20 protein-coding genes and 1 pseudogene are annotated in these 20,962 nt (G+C 73.4%); 8 read left to right on the top strand and 13 right to left on the bottom strand.

The window, feature by feature from the left end:
• Positions 1 to 19: 19 nt before the first annotated feature.
• The 3 genes from ACWCPM_RS31730 to ACWCPM_RS31720 form a co-directional block, all read right to left on the bottom strand.
• Positions 20 to 817 carry an enoyl-CoA hydratase/isomerase family protein gene (locus ACWCPM_RS31730; RefSeq protein WP_450979715.1) on the bottom strand — a complete coding sequence of 266 codons (798 nt, stop codon included), beginning with the start codon at positions 815 to 817 and terminating at the stop codon, positions 20 to 22.
• A gap of 1 nt (position 818) precedes the next feature.
• Positions 819 to 3,047 carry an acetate--CoA ligase family protein gene (locus ACWCPM_RS31725; RefSeq protein WP_450979714.1) on the bottom strand — a complete coding sequence of 743 codons (2,229 nt, stop codon included), beginning with the start codon at positions 3,045 to 3,047 and terminating at the stop codon, positions 819 to 821.
• Between the two features lie 120 nt (positions 3,048 to 3,167).
• A complete protein-coding gene (locus ACWCPM_RS31720; protein WP_450979713.1) occupies positions 3,168 to 4,577 on the bottom strand; it encodes a flavin-containing monooxygenase in 1,410 nt (469 codons plus the stop codon).
• A 228-nt stretch (positions 4,578 to 4,805) separates the two neighbouring features.
• On the opposite strand from ACWCPM_RS31720, the gene ACWCPM_RS31715 reads away from it, so the two are divergent.
• Both ACWCPM_RS31715 and ACWCPM_RS31710 read left to right on the top strand, forming a co-directional pair.
• The gene (locus ACWCPM_RS31715) at positions 4,806 to 5,255 is read left to right on the top strand and encodes a DoxX family protein (protein ID WP_450979712.1); all 450 of its coding nucleotides are present in this window, start codon (positions 4,806 to 4,808) and stop codon (positions 5,253 to 5,255) included.
• Positions 5,243 to 5,674, top strand: a complete 432-nt coding sequence (locus ACWCPM_RS31710; RefSeq protein ID WP_450979711.1) for a Zn-ribbon domain-containing OB-fold protein — start codon at positions 5,243 to 5,245, stop codon at positions 5,672 to 5,674. The genes ACWCPM_RS31715 and ACWCPM_RS31710 overlap by 13 nt, the downstream gene beginning before the upstream one ends.
• An 85-nt stretch (positions 5,675 to 5,759) precedes the next feature.
• Here the strand turns inward: ACWCPM_RS31710 and ACWCPM_RS31705 are convergent, their stop codons facing one another.
• The 3 genes from ACWCPM_RS31705 to ACWCPM_RS31695 all read right to left on the bottom strand — a co-directional run bounded on the left by ACWCPM_RS31705 (position 5,760) and on the right by ACWCPM_RS31695 (position 8,252).
• Positions 5,760 to 6,425 carry a pyridoxine/pyridoxamine 5'-phosphate oxidase gene (locus ACWCPM_RS31705; RefSeq protein WP_450979710.1) on the bottom strand — a complete coding sequence of 222 codons (666 nt, stop codon included), beginning with the start codon at positions 6,423 to 6,425 and terminating at the stop codon, positions 5,760 to 5,762.
• A gap of 155 nt (positions 6,426 to 6,580) precedes the next feature.
• On the bottom strand, positions 6,581 to 7,006 hold the full coding sequence (locus tag ACWCPM_RS31700) for a pyridoxamine 5'-phosphate oxidase family protein (protein WP_450979709.1): 426 nt from the start codon (positions 7,004 to 7,006) through the stop codon (positions 6,581 to 6,583).
• Positions 7,007 to 7,082: 76 nt separating this feature from the next.
• Positions 7,083 to 8,252 (bottom strand): thiolase C-terminal domain-containing protein, encoded by a 1,170-nt coding sequence (locus ACWCPM_RS31695; protein WP_450979708.1) that lies wholly within the window; start codon positions 8,250 to 8,252, stop codon positions 7,083 to 7,085.
• Positions 8,253 to 8,338: 86 nt separating this feature from the next.
• On the opposite strand from ACWCPM_RS31695, the gene ACWCPM_RS31690 reads away from it, so the two are divergent.
• Together ACWCPM_RS31690 and ACWCPM_RS31685 are read left to right on the top strand one after the other, a co-directional pair.
• Complete coding sequence (locus tag ACWCPM_RS31690) at positions 8,339 to 9,550, top strand: acyl-CoA dehydrogenase family protein (protein ID WP_450979707.1); 1,212 nt, start codon at positions 8,339 to 8,341, stop codon at positions 9,548 to 9,550.
• Entirely contained in the window at positions 9,550 to 10,020 is a 471-nt protein-coding gene (locus ACWCPM_RS31685; protein ID WP_450979706.1) for a nitroreductase family deazaflavin-dependent oxidoreductase, read from the top strand. The genes ACWCPM_RS31690 and ACWCPM_RS31685 overlap by 1 nt, the downstream gene beginning before the upstream one ends.
• A gap of 61 nt (positions 10,021 to 10,081) precedes the next feature.
• Here ACWCPM_RS31685 and ACWCPM_RS31680 read toward each other — a convergent pair whose 3' ends face one another.
• The gene (locus tag ACWCPM_RS31680) at positions 10,082 to 10,702 is read right to left on the bottom strand and encodes a LysE family translocator (protein ID WP_450979705.1); all 621 of its coding nucleotides are present in this window, start codon (positions 10,700 to 10,702) and stop codon (positions 10,082 to 10,084) included.
• A gap of 82 nt (positions 10,703 to 10,784) precedes the next feature.
• Here ACWCPM_RS31680 and ACWCPM_RS31675 point away from each other — a divergent pair, with 82 nt between their 5' ends.
• Complete coding sequence (locus ACWCPM_RS31675) at positions 10,785 to 11,237, top strand: Lrp/AsnC family transcriptional regulator (RefSeq protein ID WP_450979704.1); 453 nt, start codon at positions 10,785 to 10,787, stop codon at positions 11,235 to 11,237.
• 75 nt (positions 11,238 to 11,312) lie between these two features.
• On the opposite strand, the gene ACWCPM_RS31670 is transcribed toward ACWCPM_RS31675, so the two are convergent.
• The gene (locus ACWCPM_RS31670; protein ID WP_450979703.1) at positions 11,313 to 11,960 is read right to left on the bottom strand and encodes a TetR family transcriptional regulator; all 648 of its coding nucleotides are present in this window, start codon (positions 11,958 to 11,960) and stop codon (positions 11,313 to 11,315) included.
• A 122-nt stretch (positions 11,961 to 12,082) separates the two neighbouring features.
• Here ACWCPM_RS31670 and ACWCPM_RS31665 point away from each other — a divergent pair, with 122 nt between their 5' ends.
• Together ACWCPM_RS31665 and ACWCPM_RS31660 are read left to right on the top strand one after the other, a co-directional pair.
• Complete coding sequence (locus tag ACWCPM_RS31665) at positions 12,083 to 12,817, top strand: VOC family protein (RefSeq protein ID WP_450979702.1); 735 nt, start codon at positions 12,083 to 12,085, stop codon at positions 12,815 to 12,817.
• A 298-nt stretch (positions 12,818 to 13,115) separates the two neighbouring features.
• Entirely contained in the window at positions 13,116 to 15,467 is a 2,352-nt protein-coding gene (locus ACWCPM_RS31660; RefSeq protein WP_450979701.1) for an outer membrane protein assembly factor BamB family protein, read from the top strand.
• 153 nt (positions 15,468 to 15,620) lie between these two features.
• Here ACWCPM_RS31660 and ACWCPM_RS31655 read toward each other — a convergent pair whose 3' ends face one another.
• From ACWCPM_RS31655 to ACWCPM_RS31645, 3 genes are read right to left on the bottom strand one after another with little or no spacing between them, the layout of a single operon-like run.
• On the bottom strand, positions 15,621 to 16,394 hold the full coding sequence (locus tag ACWCPM_RS31655; RefSeq protein WP_450979700.1) for an enoyl-CoA hydratase/isomerase family protein: 774 nt from the start codon (positions 16,392 to 16,394) through the stop codon (positions 15,621 to 15,623).
• Complete coding sequence (locus tag ACWCPM_RS31650; protein WP_450979699.1) at positions 16,391 to 16,801, bottom strand: Zn-ribbon domain-containing OB-fold protein; 411 nt, start codon at positions 16,799 to 16,801, stop codon at positions 16,391 to 16,393. Before ACWCPM_RS31650 ends, ACWCPM_RS31655 begins: the two co-directional genes overlap by 4 nt.
• Positions 16,802 to 16,806: 5 nt before the next feature.
• On the bottom strand, positions 16,807 to 17,955 hold the full coding sequence (locus tag ACWCPM_RS31645) for a lipid-transfer protein (protein ID WP_450979698.1): 1,149 nt from the start codon (positions 17,953 to 17,955) through the stop codon (positions 16,807 to 16,809).
• Between the two features lie 94 nt (positions 17,956 to 18,049).
• On the opposite strand from ACWCPM_RS31645, the gene ACWCPM_RS31640 reads away from it, so the two are divergent.
• On the top strand, positions 18,050 to 19,636 hold the full coding sequence (locus tag ACWCPM_RS31640; RefSeq protein ID WP_450979697.1) for a FadD3 family acyl-CoA ligase: 1,587 nt from the start codon (positions 18,050 to 18,052) through the stop codon (positions 19,634 to 19,636).
• A 121-nt stretch (positions 19,637 to 19,757) separates the two neighbouring features.
• Here the strand turns inward: ACWCPM_RS31640 and ACWCPM_RS31635 are convergent, their stop codons facing one another.
• The gene (locus ACWCPM_RS31635) at positions 19,758 to 20,549 is read right to left on the bottom strand and encodes an ABC transporter permease (protein WP_450979696.1); all 792 of its coding nucleotides are present in this window, start codon (positions 20,547 to 20,549) and stop codon (positions 19,758 to 19,760) included.
• A pseudogene (locus ACWCPM_RS31630) lies at positions 20,546 to 20,962 on the bottom strand (ABC transporter); the annotation flags it as partial. The gene ACWCPM_RS31635 and the pseudogene ACWCPM_RS31630, both read right to left, overlap by 4 nt.

Raw genomic sequence — 20,962 nt, 5'->3', positions numbered from 1 at the left:
AGGGGCGGACAGGGGCCGTCTACCGCCCCCGGTACTCCGGGTCCCTGCGTTCCCTGAAGGCGGCCAGGCCCTCCTGGGCGTCCCGGGTCGTCATGTTGATCTCCTGGGCGGCGGCCTCCGCGGCGAAGGCGGTGGCGCGGTCGGTGTCGAGGGAGGCGTTGACGAGCTGCTTGGTGAGCGCGAGGGCACGGGTGGGGGCGGCGGCGAGGCGCGCGGCCCACTCGGCGGTCGTCGCGTCCAGGCCGTCGTCCGGTACGACACGGTTGACCAGGCCGAGGCGTTCGGCGTCGGCGGCGGTCAGCGCGGCGCCGAAGAACATCAGCTCCTTCGCCCGCTGCGGTCCGACCAGGCGCGGCAGCAGATACGCGCCGCCCCCGTCCGGCACCAGGGCGCGGCGGACGAACACCTCGATGAACCTGGCCGACTCCGCGGCGAGCACGAGGTCGCAGGCGAGGGCTAGATGGGCGCCGAGGCCCGCCGCCGTGCCGTTCACGGCGGCGATCACGGGCTTCTCGCAGTCGAGCACGGCGGCGATCAGCCGCTGCGCGCCCACCCGGAGCGTCCGTGCCACGTCCCCGGCGACCCGCTCCCCACCCCCCGCCGCGCCCCGCAGATCGGCCCCCGCGCAGAAGCCGCGCCCGGTCCCCCCGAGGACGACGACCCGCACCGCGGGGTCGGCGGAGGCGTCCGCGAGCAGCCCGGTCAACCGGTCACGCATGGCGGGCGTGAGGGCGTTCAGGGTCTCGGGGCGGTCGAGGGTGAGACGGGTGACGTGCTGTTCGGTCCGGTGGTGTACCCATTGCTCGGCACTGTCCATGTCAGCGGCACACCGCCAGCGCGTCCAGTGCCACCGCACCCTGGCCCCGGGGCAGCACCATGAGCGGGTTGACGTCGAGTTCCGCGAGGTCGTCGCCCAGTTCGAGGGCCATGCGCTGGACGCGGAGGATGACTTCGACGAGGGCGTCCAGATCGGCCGGGGGCCGGCCGCGCACACCGTCGAGGAGGGCGCGGCCGCGGAGCCCGGCGAGGGCGGCCCGGGCCTGGTCCTCGCCGAAGGGCGGCACGCAGACGACGGTGTCGCGCAGGACCTCCACCAGGACTCCGCCCAGCCCCACCGTCACGGTCGGGCCGAAGAGGTCGTCGTGGGTGACGCCGACGACCATCTCGACGCCCTGCTCGACCATCTGGCAGACCAGGACGCCGTCGAGGGAGACCCCCTCGTAGCGGGCGATGTCGGTCAGCTCCCGGTAGGCGTCGCGGACCTGGGCCGCGGAGGTCAGGCCGATCTTCACCAGGCCCAGCTCGGTCTTGTGCGCGAGCTGGGCGCCGGACGCCTTCATCACCACCGGGTAGCCGACCAGCCCCGCTGCCCGTACGGCCGCCGCCGCGCTGGTCACCAACTGCTCGCGCGGCACCCGGATGCCGTACGCCCGCAGCAGTTGCTTGGCCGCGTGCTCGCTCAGCCGCTGTCCCGGGCGCATCAGTTCGCGCGCCTTGCGGTAGGAGGGCGAGGGGGTGCGCGGGGCGTCGTCGAAGGGGGAGCGGTAGTCGCTGACGAAGCGGTGGTGGGCGAGGTAGGCGCGGACCGCGGTGAGGCAGTTGGCGACCGTGCGGAAGGTCGCCACGCGCGAGGATCCGAGCAGCACCTCCCGGTACGCCGGCTCGGTGCCGACCGGCGACCCCCACACCACGCACACCAGCTTGTCCGTCTGCTCCGCCGCGTCCACGAGGTCCCGCACGAGCCGGTCGCTCAGGGGCGGGAACGGACCGGTGACCGGGCAGATCAGCACCCCGACCTCCGGGTCGGCGAGAAGCGCGTCGATGATCTTCCGGCCGCGGTGGTCCCCGACCGGGTGACCGCCGTTGTCGACCGGGTTGGCCACGTTCAGATACGGCGGTATCCACCGGTGCAGCTCCGCCTGCCGGCTCTCGGACAGCGTCGGCAGCCGCAGCCCCGCCGCGGTCGCCAGGTCGGCGACGTGCGCGCCGGTGCCGCCCGAGATGGAGTAGACGACCACTCCGTCGGCGCGCGGCGGCCGGGCGCGGGCCAGCAGGGCGGCGGTGTCCTGGAGTTCGTCGAGGCCGTCGACGCGGATGACGCCGTACTGCCGCATCGCCGCGTCCACCACCGCGTCCGCGCCGGTCAGCTTGCCGGTGTGGGAGGCGGCCGTGCGCGTGCCGGTCTCCGTGCGGCCGACCTTGACGGCGACGACCGGCACCTTGCGCCGGGCGGCCCGGTCGGCGGCGAGGAGGAAGGACCTGCCGTCCTTGAGGCCCTCGACGTAGGCGGCGATGGCGCCGACCTCGGGGCGCTCGGCGAAGTAGGAGAGGAAGTCGGCGGTCTCCAGGTCGGCCTCGTTGCCGGTGGGGGCCCAGTGGGAGAGGCGGATGCCGAGTTCCTGGAGGGCGAAGACGGGGCGGCCCTGGTGGCCGGACTGGGTGATGAGCGCGATCGCCGGCCCGTCGAGGTCCTCGCGGAAGTTCTCGAAGGCGTTCAGGTTGGTGTTCGGCCCGAGGAGGCGCAGCCCGGATCGGCGGACGGCGGCGGCGAGCCGGGCCTGCGCGGCGGCGCCCTCCTCACCGGTCTCCGCGAAACCGGACGCGAACGCCACCGCGAACCTGACCTTGGCCTCGGCGAGTTCCTCGACGACCGGGAGCGGGTCGGCGACCAGCAGCACGGCGAGGTCGACCTGCTCGGGCAGGTCGGCGACGGAGGGCACGCAGGGCAGACCGAAGACGGAGTCCCGGGTGGGGTGCACCGGGTGCAGCCGCGCGCCGACCCGCTCCGCCCAGCCGATCAGCTGCCGTGTGACACCGGTGTTCGGGCGCCCCTCGGCGTCCGAGGCGCCGACCACGGCGACGGTGCCGGGACGGAAGAAGCGGTCCAGGTCGGGGACGTCGGCGTACAGCGGACGGCCGCTGACGTCGAGGTCGTCCATGTCGGCCGCCCGGCCGTGGACGGTGGGACCGGTCCGGCCGTCGCCGCAGGCGATGACCCGGGCCCGGCGGGCGTCCGTGGTGAGGGTGCCGTGGGTTGATCCAAGCATCGGCCCGCCCGCTTCCGTGTGACGGCATAGTGAACTGACGCACTGTCAGATTACTGAACTGACGCAGTGTCAGGAAATGGTCGTGCGGGCGGAATCGAAGAGGGGGTGGTGGGACGCCGGTCAGCCGGGGATACGGGAGACCCGGTCGGCACTGCGCCGGGCGACGGCCCGCGCGATCCTCTCCGCGTCATGGGCGAGTTCGCGCAGCATCCCGCTGATGGGATTGGTGAAGCCCGTGAAGTGCAGGCCGGGGGCGTTCCTCGCGGTGCGGGCGCCGTGCCGGACGGGTCTGCCGCGGGCGTCCAGGACGTCGAGGTGGCCGACGAGGGGTTCGAGGGCGCGGACGTATCCCGTGGCGGCGACGACCGTGTCGGGGCCGATGCGGTCGCCGTTCGCGAGGACCACCTTCTCGCCGTCGAACGACTCCACCGCGGCGACGATCTCGACCTTGCCCGCGCGGACGGCGTCGATCAGGCCGACGTCCTGGACCGGGATCGCGCCCTCGGTGACCCTGCTGTACAGGCCGGTGCCCGGGCGGGGCAGGCCGTGCGCGGCCAGGTCGGGCACGCTGACCTTGGCCAGCGGCCGGGCGAGCCGGTCGACGAGGCCCACCGGCAGGCGGCGCACCAGGACGCCGGTGTACTGGGCGGCCCAGCCGGCGGTGGAGCGGCGGACGATGTGGGGAGCGGTGCGCACCGAGAGCCGTACCCGCTCGGCCCCGCCCTCGACGAGGTCGACCGCGATCTCGGCGCCGGTGTTGCCGACACCGACGACGAGGACGTCGCGGCCGGCGTAGGGCGCGGGGCTGCGGTACGCGGAGGCGTGCAGGAACTCGCCGGTCCAGGCGTCACGGCCGGGCCAGTCCGGGACGCGGGGCGTGTGGTTGAAGCCGGTCGCGACGACCACCGCGCCGCCGGTCAGCCGGCGTCCGCCGGTGGCGTGCAGCAGCCAGCCGCTGCCGTCGGGCGCGGGTTCGACGCGGGTCACCTCGACGCCGGTGACGATCTCCAGTTCATGGTGCTCGGCGTACTTCTCGAGATAGCGCACGACGTCGTCGCGCGACACCCAGCGCCCGAAGCGGCGCGGTATCGGCAGGCCGGGCAGGGCCGACAGCCGCCGGGTGGTGTGCAGACGCAGGCGGTCGTAGTGCCGCCGCCAGGAGGCGCCGACGCCGTCCGACTTCTCCAGGACGACGGCGCGGATGCCCCGTGCCCGCAGGGCCTGCGCGGCGGCGAGTCCACCGGGTCCGCCGCCGATGACGTAGACGGGCCGATCGGCGGGCACCTGCCCCCCGGCCCGGCTCCCCTTCCGCGCTCCGCGGCCCTCGGGCTCCGCGACCTGCGGCGCCCCGGCCTCCGGGGAGGTGCCTGCCGCCGCGCCGGTCTCCGGGGAGGCGGCTTCCCGGCTCCCGGTGGGCGCGCCGTCGGACGCGGCGCTCCCGGCCGTCGCCTCCTCGGGCTGCGGGCTCGGCGCCGTCGGCCGGGTGGCCTTCGGGCCCTCTTCGTCGGTGGGCTCAGTGGAGTCGGGCATGGTACGGAGCGTAATCACATGCCGGGTTGATGGGTCTCGGTCAAGACCTGAATTGGTTGCGGATCGATCACGGGTGGGGGAGCGGTGGGCGGGGCTTGTGGCGTAGGGGAATCGATTGTGTCCGATCCGCGAAGGTGACGCGTGCCGTGCACGGGACTGGACACCTGGCCGCCACGCCCCTTAACTGACGTACCGTCAGATAAGTGAAGTCGTCGGCGGGGAGCGCCCATGGACACGATCTGGCTCACCGGTGCGCAGTGGCTGGCCGTGCTGCGGATCGGGCTCGGGCTGTGGTGGCTGGAGAGCTGGCGGCACAAGGACAAGAAGGCGTGGTTCGGCGGCTCGGGCATCGCGTGGGCCGCCGACGTCGCCTCCAAGCACCGCTGGAACGGCGTGCGTTCGGGATTCCGCACGGTCGTCGAGCCCCGGCCCCGCGTGATGGCCTATGTCGTCGCCTACGCCGAACTCGCCCTGGGGCTCGGCCTGATCGCCGGCCTCCTGACCCCGATCGCCCTGATCGGCGGACTGCTCCTGAACGCCGTCTACTTCGTCCTCATGATCCACGACTGGGCCGAGCAGGGGCAGAACCTGATGATGGCGCTGATCTCCGTCGTGGCGCTCCTCGGGATGTCCTGGCAGACCTGGTCCCTGGACGGCGCGCTCGGATGGTTCGGGTGAGCGCGGCACGGTACGACGTGCCGGAGCCGGACGCCTTCACGCGGACGTACTGGGAGGCCGCCGCCCGGGGCCGGCTGCTGCTGCGCCGGTGCGGTGCGTGCGGCCGGGCGCACCACTACCCCCGGGAGTTCTGCCCGCACTGCTGGAGCGAGGACGTCGACTGGGAGGAGGCGAGCGGCCGCGCCACCCTCTACACCTGGTCCGTGGTCCACCGCAACGACCTGCCGCCCTTCGACTCGCGCACGCCCTACGTCGCCGCCGTCGTCGACCTCGCCGAGGGCCCGCGGATGATGACGGAGATCGTCGGCCACGACGACGCGGGCGAACTGCGGGCCGGCGCCGAACTGGAAGCCGACTTCCGGGAAGGCGTGCCGGTGTTCCGGATCAGGCCCGACGCGGGGTGGAACGGGGCGGGGTGAAGCGGATCGGGGCTGACGCGGATCGGGGCTGATGCGGGTCAGGGACGGACCGAGCCGGGGTGAACCGGGCCGGGGCCGAAGCAGGTCACGGCCAGAGCAGGTACCTGTCCCACTCCCCGCCGCTCCGCACGTAGCGCAGCCGCACATGCCGCCGCCGCTCGTCCCCCTGGAAGAACTCGACCTCGTCCGGGTGGAGGCGGTACAGCGTCCACGTCGGGGACGGGGCGCCGGGGTTCTCCCGGGCCCGCTCCCAGGCCGCCTCGGAGGCCGCGGCGAGGTCCTCCAGGGAGCCGAGCGGCTCGCTCTGCCGGCCGGTCAGCGCGGCGGCCAGCGCGCCGGTCGAGCGGGCGTGCAGATCGGCCAGGCTCTCGGCGGGCGGGGCGGTGGTGACAGGGCCGCGGACGCGGATCTGACGGCCCTGGAGGTGCCAGTAGAAGCTCAGGGCGGCGTACGGCCGGGAGGCGAGCTGCCGGCCCTTGCGGCTGGTCGCGTGGCTCGCGAACGTCCACGCCTCGGAGTCCGCGCCGTGCAGCATCACGATCCGCACGTCCGGCCGGCCCTCCTCGTCGGAGGTGGCCAGCGACAGGGTGTGCGGCTCCGGCTGGCCCGCCGCCACCGCCTCGGCGAACCAGGTCGTGAAGAGGGGGAGCGGGGCGGCGGGCGCGTCGGCCGGGTCGAACGGCGGCAGGGACGTGACCTCGGGGTCCCACACCCGCAGGGACCTCAGGAGCGCGTGCAGATCGGGTTCCATGCCGCCGAGTATCGCCGCAGGCCGGTGCTGTGCCGCGTCAGCCAAGGTTCGCCGCGTCGCGACGCCCGGCACGCCCTCTCGCCGCTTCCCGGCCGGCACGCCGAGAGACCGCTCCGGACGCCGCGCGTGACGGGCAGACCTTGACCGACGCGGCGCTAGACCGTGCCGAGGTCGGACGACACCCAGCGTTCCGGGCGCATCGTGACGACGACCATCTCGCCGTGGTTCTTCAAGGAGAAGTCGACGTACTCCTCGACCTTGCCGGCCGGCAGATAGCGCGCCGAGATCTCACGGAGCCTGTCGACGGTGGCCGGGACGGTCTCCACGACCGGCCCCTCCACCGACACGTACCGGATGGTGGGCTCGACCCGGTCGACCATCAGCGTGAAGCGACCGGCCGCGCCGATCAGCTGGTTCTTGCGGGAGTCAAGACCCGTCAGGATCCAGACGTCGCCGCCGGGCTCGTACTGGTACCAGATCGGCACGCTGAGCGGCGCCCGGCCCTCCTCACCGGTCACGGCGAGCGCGGCGATGTGCGGCTCGGCCAGGAACTGCTCGCGTTCTACGCGGGTCAGCGCCATAACGGATCTCCTCCAGCGGCGTCGTCGTCGAACAGCCTCTCCGCCCCACAACACCACGCCGCGAGCCGATGTTCCGTCAGCGACCCAGCACCATCGTCCCCGAGGAGCAGAACCAGCCCCCCGTCCCCGACGCCACTCCCAGCCGCGGCAGCCCCCCGTCCGCGCCGCGCACCTGCCGCGCGCCCGCCTCCCCGCGCAACTGCCGCACCGCCTCCACCAGCAGGAACAGCCCCCGCATCCCGGGGTGCTGGGCCGACAGCCCGCCCCCGTCGGTGTTCACCGGCAGTTCCCCGCCCTCGACGCGGAGCCGCCCCTTCCCGACGAAGTCCCCGCCCTCGCCCTTCGCGCAGAAGCCCAGGTCCTCCAGCGTCACCAGGGTCATGTAGGTGAAGGCGTCGTAGATCTGCGCGAAGTCCATCTCCGACGGCCGCACGCCGGCGCGCCCGAACGCCAGGCGTCCGCTGACCGCGGCCGGGGACCGGGTGAAGTCGCGCCACTCGGACATGGCGGAGTGCGAGACGTGTTCGCCGGTGCCGAGGATCCACACCGGAGCGGTACGGCAGTCCCGTACGACGTCCTGCCCGGCCAGCAGCACCGCCGCGCCGCCGTCGGAGCGCAGACAGCAGTGCAGCTTGGTGAAGGGGTCCGCGATCACCGGGCCGTCCAGCACGTCGTCCACGGTGATCGGCGTGCGGAACACGGCGTCCGGGTTCAGGGCCGCGTTCGCCCGCGCCTGCACCGCCACCTGCGCCAACTGCTCGATCGTCGTGCCGTGTTCGATCATGTGGCGGCGGGCCGCCATCGCGTACTTGGCGATCAGGGTGTGGCCGTAGGGCACCTCGAACTGGAGCGGGCCGCGCGCGCCGAAGGAGAGGTTCCCGGTGCGCCGCCCGGCCTTCACGTCGGCGCGGGCCGTCGAGCCGTACACCAGCAGCACCGCCCGTGCGTGCCCCGCGGCGATCGCGTCCGCCGCGTGCGCCGCCATCACCTCCCAGGTCGCGCCGCCGACCGACGTGGAGTCCACCCAGGTGGGGCGCAGGCCCAGGTACTCGGCCACCTCCACGGGCGCCAGCACGCCGGTGCCGGCCGACGCGAAGCCGTCGACGACGGCCCGGTCCAGGCCGGCGTCCGCGAGGGCCCGGCGGGCCGCCTGGGCGTGCAGGGTGTAGGGGGTGGCCTCGTCCGTACGGCCGCAGTCGGACAGGGACACGCCCACCACGGCGACTTTCCGAGTTCCAGCAGCCATGTTTCTGACGGTACATCAGAAATTGCTCTGGGCGACCGGGCGTCGACGCCCTAATATGACTGACCGTCAGATCCAGGGAGGCCGTCATGGACGCCAGCTTCACACCGGAGCAGGACGAGATCCGCCGCACCCTCCGCGAACTCCTCCGCCGCCACTGCACCTCCGAGCAGCTCCGTGCCGCCCTCGACACCCCCGCCGGCCACGACCCCGGGCTCTGGTCGGCCCTCTCCGAGCGGCTCGGGCTGCCCGGACTCGCGCTCCCCGAGGCGTACGGCGGCGTCGGCTGCTCGGTGACCGAACTCGCCCTCGCCGCCGAGGAGACCGGCCGCGCGCTGGCGCCGTCGCCGCTGCTCGCGACCACCGTCCTGGCCGCCCCCCTCCTGCTCGCCCTGGGGACCGAGGCCCAGCGCGCCGCACTGCTCCCGCGCCTCGCCTCCGGCCGGCTCACCGCCACCCTCGCCGTCGCCGGGCCCCACCTCACCACCGCCCTCGCGCTCACCGGCGCCAACGCGGGCGACTGGGCGGGCGGCGGCCGCGCGGGCGGCGTCCAGGCCCGCCCGGTGGACGGCGGCTGGCGGCTGTACGGGGAAGCCGGGCAGGTGCTGGACGGCCACAGCGCGGGACTGCTCGTCGTCGCCGCCCACACCGGGGGGTTCGCCCGGCCCCGGACGCTGCTGTTCCTCGTGCCGGGGGACGCGCCCGGACTGACCCGCGTGCGCCAGACGGCCCTGGACGCCACCCGGCCGAGAGCCGTCCTCCAACTGAGAGAGGTGAGAGCGGAGTTGCTCGGGGAGGAGCAGGCGTCCGCCACCTCGCGCACCGACGCCCTCTCGCCCTTGGCCGCACTCGCCGACCTCGGCGACACCGCCGCCGCCGTACTCGCCGCCGAGGCCGTGGGCGCCGCCGGCCGGGTGCTGGAGCGGACCGTCGAACACGTCGGCCTGCGGGAGCAGTTCGGGCGGCCCATAGGTTCCTTCCAGGCGGTCAAGCACCGGCTGGCCGATGTGTACGTGCAGGTGCAGGCGGCGCGCTCGGCGGCCTACTACGCCGCCTGGGCCACCGCCCACGGTGAGCGGACCGGTGGGCTCGCGCTCGCCCAGGCGCTTCAGGCGCTGCGCACCGCCGCCGCCGAGGGCGTCCAGTTCCACGGCGGTCTCGGGTTCACCTGGGAGCACGACGCCCACCTCTTCTTCAAACGCGCGGCGGGCGACGAGCTGCTGTTCGGCCCGGTGCACCGGCTGCGCGCCCATGCCGCCGGTACGGCCCGGCTGTTCGAGCGCGCGGAGGTCACCGTCTGATGGGTCTCGCCGGGATCGTCCAGAGGGTCTCCTCCACCAGGGGCTTCGCGAAGGCCGCGCCGTATGTCGTGCCCGCCCTCGACCGCGCCGTCCACCGCCTGACCCGGGGCAAGGTGCTGCTCAGCGCGCTGATGCTGCCCGGCGTGATCCTGACCTCCACCGGCGCGAGGAGCGGCCTGGCCCGCCGTACGCCGCTCGCGTGCGTGCCGGAGGAGGGCGGGCGGAGCTGGCTGCTGGTCGGGTCCAACTTCGGCCGGACCGGCCACCCCGCCTGGACCCACAACCTGCTCGCCCGTCCCGACGCCGAGATCAACTGGAGGGGCCGGGACATCCCCGTGACCGCCCTGCCGCTGGTGGGGGAGGAGCGGGCGGCGGCCTGGCGGGCCGCCCTGGCGCTCTGGCCGCCTTACGCGGCGTACCAGGCGCGGGTGACGCGCGAGATCCGCGTTTTCAGGCTCGTACCGAAGTGACGCCCTCCTCGAACGGAAGTGACGCCCTCCTCGTGTGGGCGGTGACGTCCTCGGTGGGGTGCTACAGCGTCGCCAGCCGCTGCACGAGCAGGAACGCCCCGATCCCCAGCATCGCCGCCCCCGACGTCCGCGCCACCGCCCGCGCCGCCGCCGGGCGCGCGCCCAGCAGCGCACGGGCGGTGAGACCGACCCCGAGGTACACCACCGCGCAGCACGCCATGTGCAGCAGCCCGAGGACCGCGGTCTGCGCCGGGACCGGCAGGTGTCCGCGCCCCATGACGAGGAACTGCGGGAGCAGGGAGAGGTAGAGCAGGAGTCCCTTGGGGTTCAGGCCGCTGATCATCGCGCCGCGCAGGAAGACCCGTCCGCCGGCCACCGGGACGTCGCCTCCGGCCCGCGGGGTGCCCGGACGGCGCAGCACGCCCCACCCCAGCCACACCAGATACGCCGCTCCCGCCGTCGTCAGCGCCGTGAGCAGCACGGGGGATCCCGCCACCAGTACCGCCAAGCCCGCCGCCGCGAGCGCGGTGTGCAGCGCGTAGCCGCTGACGAGGCCCGCGACCGCCGTGACCGGTGAGCGGTCACGCAGACCGGCCGAGATCACGTACGCCCAGTCGGCACCCGGTACACAGACCAGCAGCAGGTCGAGGGCGAGAAAGGAGAGCAGGGTCGCGGAGTCCATGCCGGGCAGATTAGGCGGGATGTGTCCGAAGGTGTTTCCGAAGATTCCCCTTGATCGCGGGTCATGGGGGAGAATCTTCCCCATGGACGACATGGACCGGAAGATTCTTGCCGAGCTTCAGCAGGACGGGCGGCTGACGGTGACCGAGCTTGCCGCGCGGGTGCGGCTGAGCGTCTCGCCGTGTCATCGGCGGTTGCGGGAGCTGGAGCGGTCGGGTGCGGTCAGCGGATACCGGGCCGTGGTCGAGCCGGGGGCCGTGGGTCTGACCTTCGAGGCGCTGGTCTTCGTGTCCATGCGGCAGGAGGACCGGGACACGGTCGCCGAGTTCGAGAGGGCGGTCAGCGAGGTCGAGCATGTGCTCGACGCGCAGCGGCTGTTCGGGGAGCCGGACTACCTGCTGCGGGTGGTGACCGCGGACCTCGCCGCGTTCCAGCGGCTCTACGACGAGCGGCTCGCGACACTGCCGGGGGTGCAGCGCCTCACGTCCACGCTGGTGATGAAGCACGTGGTCAAGGACCGGCCGCTCCCGGCGTGACGGGGCACAGGCGGCGGCCCACGCGGGTGAACCACCGGCTGCCTGACAGGATGGGGGAGGGGCGGGCGGCCTCGGCTACTTGGTCGGCTTCTTGCCCGTGATCCCCAGGTGCACCAACAGCGCGAGACTGGGCTTCAGTTCGGCCTGCTTGACGCCCCAGCTCTGGAAGCCCTTCTGGTGCGAGGCGACCGCCGCGAGCATCGCGACCAGAGATCCGGCGATCGCCGCGGGGTTCACGTCCTTGTCGACGCGTCCCTTGGACTGGAGTTCGGTGACGGCGTCCACCAGGGAGTTGTTCACCGAGTTCAGGATCTTCATCCGGAGCTTGTAGAACCGCTTGTCCCCCTCGGCGGCGCCGAGGTCGACCACGCGCAGGATGGCGTCGTTCTTGCGCCAGAACTCCAGGAAACCGTCGACCAGTTCCTGAGCGGTCTGCCAGCCGGCCTTGCCGGCCCAGGTGCGCCCTTCGAGCAGCTCCGCCAAACCGGCGCCCTCGGCGGCCATTTGCTCGGCGATCTCCAGGACGGCGCCCTCGACGTCCGGGAAGTACTGGTAGAAGGTCGCGGGCGAAGTGCCCGCCTTCCGGGCGACATCGATGACCTTGACGTCCCGGTAAGGAGAGGAGCTGAGCATCTCGCTGAGGCATTCCAGCAGCTTCTGCCGCGTCGCCTGCCCACGCCGGCCGGCCACGCGGCCGTCGACGGTACGCACTTGTCCTGTCATGCCGTCAGCTTACCGAGGGGTGATCGGAGCGCGATTCGGCCGACTGCAAATGGGGTGCGCGGGCGCTCGGGGCGTGGTGCGGCCGGTGAGCGGGGTTCCGAAGGCGCCGTTATTTTGGCGGCATGGCCGAAAACAGCACATCTGCCCGCGAAGCGGCGTACCCGGAGGGCGTCCCGTGCTGGGTGGACGCGCAGCTCGCCGACGTCGCGGCGGGCGAGCGGTTCTACGGTGAACTCTTCGGGTGGTCCTTCCGGCCCGCGTACGGCGGCTCCGTGTGGGCCTTCCGGGAGGGTGAGCCCGTCGCCGCGCTCGGGCAGAAGGCGGACGGCCGCCTGCCCACCGTCTGGACGGTCTACTTCGCGACGCCCGACACCGAGGCGCTCACCCGGCGGATCCGGGCGTCCGGCGGCCAGGTGGTCACCGCGCCGCTGCCGGTCGGGGAGCTCGGTGTGACCGCGCTGGCGACCGACCCCGAGGGCGCGGTGTTCGGCCTGTGGCAGCCGGGGACCCATCAGGGCTTCGGGGTACGGCACGCGCCCGGCGCCTTCGTCTGGGCCGAGCTGTACGCCCGTGACACCGCCGCCGCCGACGACTTCTACGGCGATCTCTTCCACGAGGCGCTGTTCGGGCCGGGCGCATCGCCCGACTTCGGCCGCGCCCCGCTCGCCGGGGTCTTCCCGGCGGAGATGCCGCCGCATCTCGTCGCCCACTTCGGGGTGGAGGACTGCGAGGCGGCGCTCGCCGAGGTGAGCCGCCTGGGCGGCCGGGTCCGCGTCGGCCCCTTCGACTCCTCGTACGGCACGGTGGGGGTGGCGACGGACGACCAGGGGGCGTCGTTCGGGGTGATCCAGCGTTGAACCGCTTCCGGGCCGACCGCGGATCGGCCGCCGGCCGGCCGCCGATCCACCGCCGATCCGTCACCGTTCCGCCGCGGGAACCGCTCGGTTCGGCGGGCTTGCGCCACCGCTTGTCCTGGAATGCGCCACCTCTTGCCCCGGTATGAGGGACACACCCGATATGTCACCGGGTTCGCAACCTGTGGCCGGGACAGGAAGAATCGGGGTGCGTGCCGCCACGGCGGTGCGGTGGTGAGACGCTGCACGGGGTCGCGTACATATGTGGGTGGCGCGGCTCGTACGGGGAGGTGGCAGGCAAGTGGTGGATCAGCTGACGCAGCACGATCCGCGGCGTATCGGGCCGTTCGAGGTGCTGGGACGGCTGGGAGCCGGCGGCATGGGGCTGGTCTATCTCGCGCGCTCGGCGTCCGGCCGGCGTGTGGCGATCAAGACCGTGCGGACGGAACTCGCCGAGGACCAACTGTTCCGGGTCCGCTTCACGCGTGAGGTCGAGGCGGCCCGCGCGGTGTCCGGCTTCTACACGGCGGCCGTGGTCGACGCCGACCCACGCGCCGCCGTGCCGTGGCTGGCGACCGCGTACGTCCCCGCGCCCTCCCTCGAGGAGATAGTGAACGACTGCGGGCCGCTGCCGGCCCAGGCCGTGCGCTGGCTGGCCGCGGGCGTCGCGGAGGCGCTCCAGTCGATCCACGGGGCCGGGCTGGTCCACCGTGACCTCAAACCCTCGAACGTCCTGGTCGTCGAGGACGGCCCCCGGGTGATCGACTTCGGTATCGCCTCCGGCGTCTCGAACACCCGTCTGACCATGACGAACGTCGCCGTGGGCACCCCCGCCTACATGTCGCCCGAACAGGCGAAGGACTCGCGCTCGGTCACCGGCGCCAGTGATGTCTTCTCGCTCGGATCCAAACTGGTCTTCGCCGCCACCGGTCACCCGCCCTTCCACGGGGCCAACCCGGTCGAGACCGTGTTCATGCTGCTCCGCGAGGGCCCCGACCTCTCCGGCCTGCCCGACGAGCTGCGCCCGCTGATCGAGTCCTGCATGCAGATGGACCCGGCGGCCCGCCCCACCCCCGCCGACCTCCAGGCCCAGCTCGCCCCGCACCTGTTCGGCTCCGGCTCCGACGACAGCGGTACGGCCTCGGCGTGGCTGCCGGAGAAGGCCGTCGGCCTGATCGAGACCCGTCGCGGCGGCAGACCGGCCGTCAAGCCCACCCCGGCCGCCGGGCGCAGCTCCGGCCGCCCGCCCGTGGTGCCGCCCCCGCCCTCGCACGATCCCGTCGTCCCGGCGCCGCCCGTCCCCGCCCCGGTCGGCGCCCCCGACGGCGGCCCGGTCCGCCTCGCCGGCGCTCCTGTGCCCATCGGCCCCGGCCCGCGCGTCGCCGACGCCCGCGCCGCCGCCGTGAAGGCGCCCCCGCCCGAGGCGGGTCTGGCCGCCTCGTGGTCCAAGTCGCGCCCCGGCGTCAACGGCGCCGAACCCGCCGTCCCGGCGCCGCCGACCCAGGCGCCCGGGGAGAGCCCGGCGGGCTGGCGGCCCTGGCGGTTCCGGATGTCCAACGACGTCTGGGGCACCCCGGCCGTCGCCGGCGACCTCGTCTACGTCACCTCCTTCGAGGTGCACGCCCTGGACGTGGCCACCGGGCGGCGCCGCTTCAAGACCAGGGACGTGGCCTGGTCGATGGCGGTCGCGGACGGCAGGATCCACGCCTCCGACGGCCCCACCCTGTTCGCCCTGGACGCCCGCTCGGGCACGGATCTGTGGCGGCTGTCCACGGACGCCTGGGTGTACTCCCTGAAGGCCGAGCGGGGGACCGTCGTCACCGGCACCCGCGGCGGCGGAGTCCAGGCATGGGAGGCGGTCAACGGCCGCAAGCTCTGGGAGGTCAACGGCTGCCAGAGCGACTTCGAGTCGCCCGAGGCCGGCCCCGCGCTGCACGACGGCACCGTCTACGTCTGGCAGGACGCCCGGCTGCGCGCCCTGGACGCCCGCACCGGCGACGAGCGCTGGTCCTACCCGATCGGCGACGCGGCCTCCTGCGGCGGCGTCCCGGTCCGGGTCGCGCCCGCCCCCGACGGCTATGTGTACATCACCGCCGGCACCCGCGTCCTCGCCGTCGACATCGCGGCGGGGCGCGTCCGCTGGCACTTCGAGGCGCCGGCCGTCTTCCTCTCCCCTCCCGCCTTCGCGCCCGGCCCCGCGGTCACCGGCGGCGGCGTCTACCTCACCGACTACCTCGGCACGGTGTACGCCCTGGACGCCACCGACGGCCGCGACCGCTGGCGTATCGCCACCGAGGCCCGCGCGTCCGTCGAGCCGGTCCTGGTCGCCGCCGGTCACGTCCACGTCGGCAGCGGCACCGGCCTCTACACGCTGGACGCGGTCACCGGGACGCCCAAGTGGCGCTTCCAGGCGGGCGGCGACATCGTCGGCTCGCCCTCGGTCGCCGAGGGGCGCATCCACTTCGGTGCCACCGACCACCTCCTCTACACGCTCAAGGCCGACGACGGCCGGCTGCGCTGGAAGCTCGCCACCGGCGGCGAGATCACCGGCTCCCCGGTCGTCAAGGACGGGATCGTGTACGCGTGCAGCAAGGACCGGTGCGTCTACGCCCTCGACGCGGAGAAGGGCACGGGCACGGCCCGCACCGCCTGACCGGCCCCGGCACGCCGCGGCCGGACCGGGTGCGTCCCGGCGGCCGTGCGGTGACCCGGCCGTGACAGGTGACCCCTCGGCAGCGTCATCCACGCCGCCGAGGTGGCGGGCAGCGACGTCGAGGAGGTCGCCGGGCCCGAGGACGCGCGGCCCTCACCGTGTCCTGTGCTCCCGGCGCCGTCCGCGGAACAGCTCCGCCTGCCGTCCGGCCGGCAGGTTCCCCAGGGCGATGAGCGCCGGCGCCTGCGCGAACGCCGTCGCCAGGGCCGCCTCCCGGCCCGCCCACAGCGCCCGTACGGTCCCCTGCACGGCCTCGGGAGGGTACCCGGCGAGCACGGTGGCGCAGTCGGTCGCCGCGGCCAGTGCCCCGCCGGGGGGCGTCAGTTCGGACACCAGGCCCACCTCGTACGCCCGGCGTGCCGAGAGCCGTTCCGCCGTGCCCATGAGCGCCGTCCGGGCGGCCTCCCCGTACGGCATCCGCTGGGTCATCAGCATCGCCTCGTACGCGCTGACCATCCCGTAGGAGGTGTGCGGGTCGAAGAACGTGGCCGTCTCGTCCGCGACGACGAACTCGGCCTCCCCGAGCAGGTAGAAGGCCCCGCCGCAGGCCATCCCGCGCACGGCCGCGACGACCGGCTTCCACAGGTCGTTCGCCTTGGGCCCGACACCGAGCAGCGGATCGTCCTGCATGTACGGCGATCCCGGCTGCGGCACCGAGGCGTCCCGGTCGACGCCGGTGCAGAAGGCCCGGTCCCCGGCGCCGGTCAGGACGACGGCCCGCACGGAGTCGTCGTACCGGAACCCCCGCCACACGGCGGCCAGTTCGCCCGCCATGGCGAGGTCGATGGCGTTGAGGCGGGCGGGCCGGTCGAGGGTGACGACGGCGACGCCGGTCTCCTTGTCGGCGCTGACCCGCAGGCCGCTCACGCGTACACCCACTGCGGCAGTCCCGCGTCCGTGAAGACCACCCGCACCTTGGCGCCGATCCGGACGCGGTCCGGCGGCACCGAGTCGAGCGCGGCACCGGCACCGCTGACCAGGTTGCCGACGAGCCGTATCCCCGGCGCGTCCGCCAGCTCGACCACGAGGACGTTGTACGGCGCCTGGGCGGCGTAGTCGGGCAGCAGGGGCGGATGCGGGACGACGTAGGACCAGATCCGCCCGAGCCCCGACATCCGGCGCCACTCGCTCGCGAAGGACCGGCAGTGCGGGCAGCAGGGGCGGGGCGGGAAGCGGGGCTCACCGCAGTCGGCGCACGCCTGGACACGCAGCTCGCCCTGGGCGGCGTACCGCCAGAAGGGCGCGCCCTCGGGATCGACGACGGGACCCAGCATGCCTCTCAACTCCTCAGCAGCAGCGCGGACGTGGGGACTCCCTCACCGGCGGTGACCAGGCAGGTCGAGGCTCCCGGCACCTGGGCGGTACTCGTGCCGCGCAGTTGGCGCACGCCCTCGGTGAGGAGGTTGAACCCGTGCACATAGGCCTCGCTCAGACCGCCGCCGGAGGTGTTGAGCGGCAGGCGCCCGCCGATCTCCAGGGCGCCGCCCTCGGTGAACGCTCCGCCCTCCCCGCGCCCGCAGAAGCCGTAGCCCTCCAGGGACAGCGGGACGAGGGCCGTGAACGCGTCGTAGATCTGCGCGACGTCCACATCCTGTGGAGTGAGGTCGGCGTGCTTCCACAGATGCCGGGCGGCGGTCCAGGCGGGCCCGGTCAGCGGGTCGTCGTTCCAGTAGTTGACCATCCCGTGGTGCTGGGCGGGCAGGCCCTGCGCGGCGGCGTGGACGTAGACGGGCCGCTGCCGGCAGTCCCGGGCCCGCTCCCGGGAGACCACGACGCAGGCCAGCGCCCCGTCCGTCTCCAGGCAGTTGTCGAAGAGGCAGAGCGGCTCGCTGATCCAGCGGGAGGTCATGTACATCTCGCGGGTCAGAGGGCGCTCGTACATGATCGCGGCGGGGTTCTGGTTGGCACGGTTGCGGCAGGCGAGGGCGACGTTGAAGAGGTGGTCGCGGGTGGCGCCGTACTCGTGCATGTAGCGCCGGGTGAGCATGGCGATCTCGTCCGCCGGACGCAGCAGGCCGAAGGGCCGCGTCCACTGGCCGGGGGTCGGCAGTTGGACGGTGGTGTCGGTCCACGGCCGGGGCCCGCTGCCCCGCTTCCGGGAACGCCAGGCCACGCCCACCGTCGCCTGCCCGGTGGCTATCGCCGCGGCGAGATGCGCAACGGTCGCGCACGAACCCCCGCCGCCGTAGCCGACCTTGCCGAAGTAGGTGAGGTCGCCGAACCCGACGGCCTTCGCCAACTCCACCTCGTCGGTCTCCTCCATCGTGTACGAGGCCAGCGCGTCCACCTCGCCCGGAGCGATCCCGGCGTCGTCGAGGGCGGCGAGGACGGCTCGGCAGGCGAGGGTCCGCTCGTCCTCCGGGAGGTGCTTGGCGAAGGCGGTCCGGCCGATGCCGACGATCGCGGTCGCGTCCTTGATGCCTGCCATGCTCCGAGCCCCTCCCCGTACCCACCGCCTTGCTGACAGTCCGTCAGGCTACAGCTAATCTGACGGTCAGTCAGCTTGCTGTCGGGAGGCTGTTGTGGGCGAGGACCGGGAGACGGACGGCGGACGGTACGAGGAGTGGCGCGGCATTCCGGGCCTGGTCCGGTGGGCGGCCGAACGGTACGCGGACGCCGAGGCCGTGGTCGACGGCCGCACCCGCGTCTCCTACGCCGATCTGGGTGCCCGGGTCGAACGGGCGGCGGCCGCCTGCCTCGCCCACGGCCTGCGCCCCGGCGACCGGGTGGCCGTCTGGGCCCCCAACTCGCTCGACTGGATCGTCTCGGCGCTGGGCGCGGTGTCGGCGGGCGCGGTGCTGGTGCCGCTGAACACCCGCTTCAAGGGCGCGGAAGCGCTGGACGTGCTGCGCAGGAGCGGGACGCGGCTGCTCTTCGTGACGGGCACGTTCCTCGGGACCTCGTATGTGGCGTCGCTGCGCCGGGCCGCCGGGCCGGGTGAACTGCCCGAGCAGGTCGTCGTCCTGGCGGAGGACGCCCCGCCGGACTTCCGCACCTGGAAGGACTTCCTGGCGGAGGGGGAGGGCATCGGCGCGGCCGAGGTGCGCGAACGGGCGTCGGTGGTGTCCGGCCCGCAGCCCTCGGACATCGTCTTCACCTCCGGCACGACGGGCCGCCCCAAGGGCGCGGTGATCACCCACGCCCAGTCCCTGCGGGCGTACGACATCTGGGGCGAACTGGCCGGACTGCGCCCGGGTGACCGCTATCTGATCGTCAACCCCTTCTTCCACACCTTCGGGTACAAGGCCGGCGTCCTGGCCTGTCTCATGCGGGGCGCCACGATGATCCCGCAACCGGTGTTCGACGTCGGTACGGCGCTGGCGAACATCGCGGCGGAGCGGGTCTCGGTCCTGCCCGGCCCGCCGACCCTCCTGCAGTCCCTCCTGGACCACCCCTCCCGCGACGCGCACGACCTCTCCGCGCTGCGGCTGGTCGTGACCGGCGCGGCGGTCGTGCCGCTGCGGCTGGTGGAGCGGCTGCGCGGGGAACTGGGCGTCGAGACGGTCCTCACGGCGTACGGCCTGTCCGAGGCGAGCGGCATCGTGACGATGTGCCGCCGGGGCGACGACCCGTCGGTGATCGCCGCGACCTCGGGCAGGGCGATACCCGGCACCGAGGTCCGTGTGGACGCGCCCCTCGGCACCCCGGGCGAGGTGCTGGTCCGCGGCTTCAACGTCATGCGGGGCTACTACGGCGACCAGGCGGCCACGGACGAGGTGCTGACCTCCGACGGCTGGCTGCGGACGGGCGACGTCGGCGTGCTGGACGACGCGGGCAACCTGCGGATCACGGACCGCATCAAGGACATGTTCATCGTCGGCGGCTTCAACGCCTATCCGGCGGAGATCGAGCAACTCCTCGGCCTGCACCCGGCGGTGGCCGACGTGGCGGTGATCGGCGTGCCGGACACCCGGCTGGGCGAGGTCGGGAAGGCGTATGTGGTCCGGCGGGCCGGGGCGGTGCTCACGGCGGACGACCTGATCGCCTGGGCCCGCCGGGAGATGGCCAACTACAAGGTGCCCCGCGAGGTGGAGTTCGTCGGCGCGCTGCCGCGCAACGCGAGCGGCAAGGTGGTGAAGGGCCGGCTGCGGGCGGGGGGCTGCGTCTAGGCGGGTCGTCCACCCGCACGAAAGGGCGGCGTACTCCGACAGTCGTGTCGGTGTACGCCGCCCTCGGATGGGACGCCTCGCGGGGGATGCCCGCCGTGCCACGGCGGTCACTTCGGGTCGGCTACTTCGGGTCGGCGTCGAACTTGGCGGTCGCCCAGAAGTAGCCGAGTGTCGCGAGACCCAGGCACCAGGCCAGGGCCAGCCACCCGTTGTGGCCGATCTCGCTGCCGAGCAGAAGTCCGCGCAGGGTCTCGATGGCGGGCGTGAACGGCTGGTACTCGGCGACCGGCTGGAACCAGCCCGGCATCGCGTCGAGCGGGACGAAGGTGCTGGACAGGAGCGGCAGCAGGATCAGCGGCATCGCGTTGTTGCCGGCCGCCTCGGCGTTCGGGCTGACCAGGCCCATGCCCACCGCGATCCAGGTGAGCGCCGTGGCGAAGAGCACGAGCAGTCCGAACGCCGCCAGCCACTCCAGGACGGTGGCGTCATGCGACCGGAACCCGATGGCCACGGCGACGGCACCGACGAGGACCACGCTCATCACGCACTGCAGCACGCTGCCGAGGACATGCCCGATGAGCACCGACCCCCGGTGGATCGCCATCGTGCGGAAGCGGGCGATGATGCCCTCGGTCATGTCGTTGGAGACGGAGACGGCGGTGCCGATCGTGGTGCTGCCGATGGTCATCAGCAGCAGGCCCGGGACCACGAAGGCGATGTACTCGGAGCGGTCGGGACCACCGCCGCCGATGCCCGCGCTCATGGTGTCGCCGAAGATGTAGACGAAGAGCAGCAGCAGCATGATCGGCGTGAGCAGCAGGTTCAGGGTCATCGACGGGTAGCGCCGGGCGTGCAGGAGGTTGCGGCGCAGCATGGTGGACGAATCGCGCAGGGCGAGGGTGAGGGAACTCATCGGGCGGCCTCCGTGGACTGGTCGGGGATGACGGCTCCGCCGGTGAGGGCGAAGAAGACGTCGTCGAGGTCGGGGGTGTGCACGGTCAGCTCGTCGGCCTCGACGCCCGCGGCGTCCAACCAGTCGAGGAGGGAACGCAGCTCGCGCTGGCTGCCGTCGCTGGGGATCTGGAGGGTGAGGGCCTCGTCGTCGCTGGTGGCCGGGTGGAGCGCCGAGGACGCGTGCCGGTAGGCGGCCGGATCGGTGAAGCGGAGCCTGACGTGTCCTCCGGGGACGAGTCTCTTCAGCTCCTCCGCGGTGCCCTCGGCGGCGATCCGCCCGTCGTTCAGGACGGCGATGCGGTCGGCGAGTTCGTCGGCCTCCTGGAGGTACTGGGTGGTGAGGAAGACGGTGACCCCGCCGGTGACCAGTTC

Source organism: Streptomyces sp. NPDC002309 (assembly GCF_053593375.1).
Note: the sequence above shows the minus strand (reverse complement) of the source record. Positions and strands in the feature narration are given on the sequence as shown.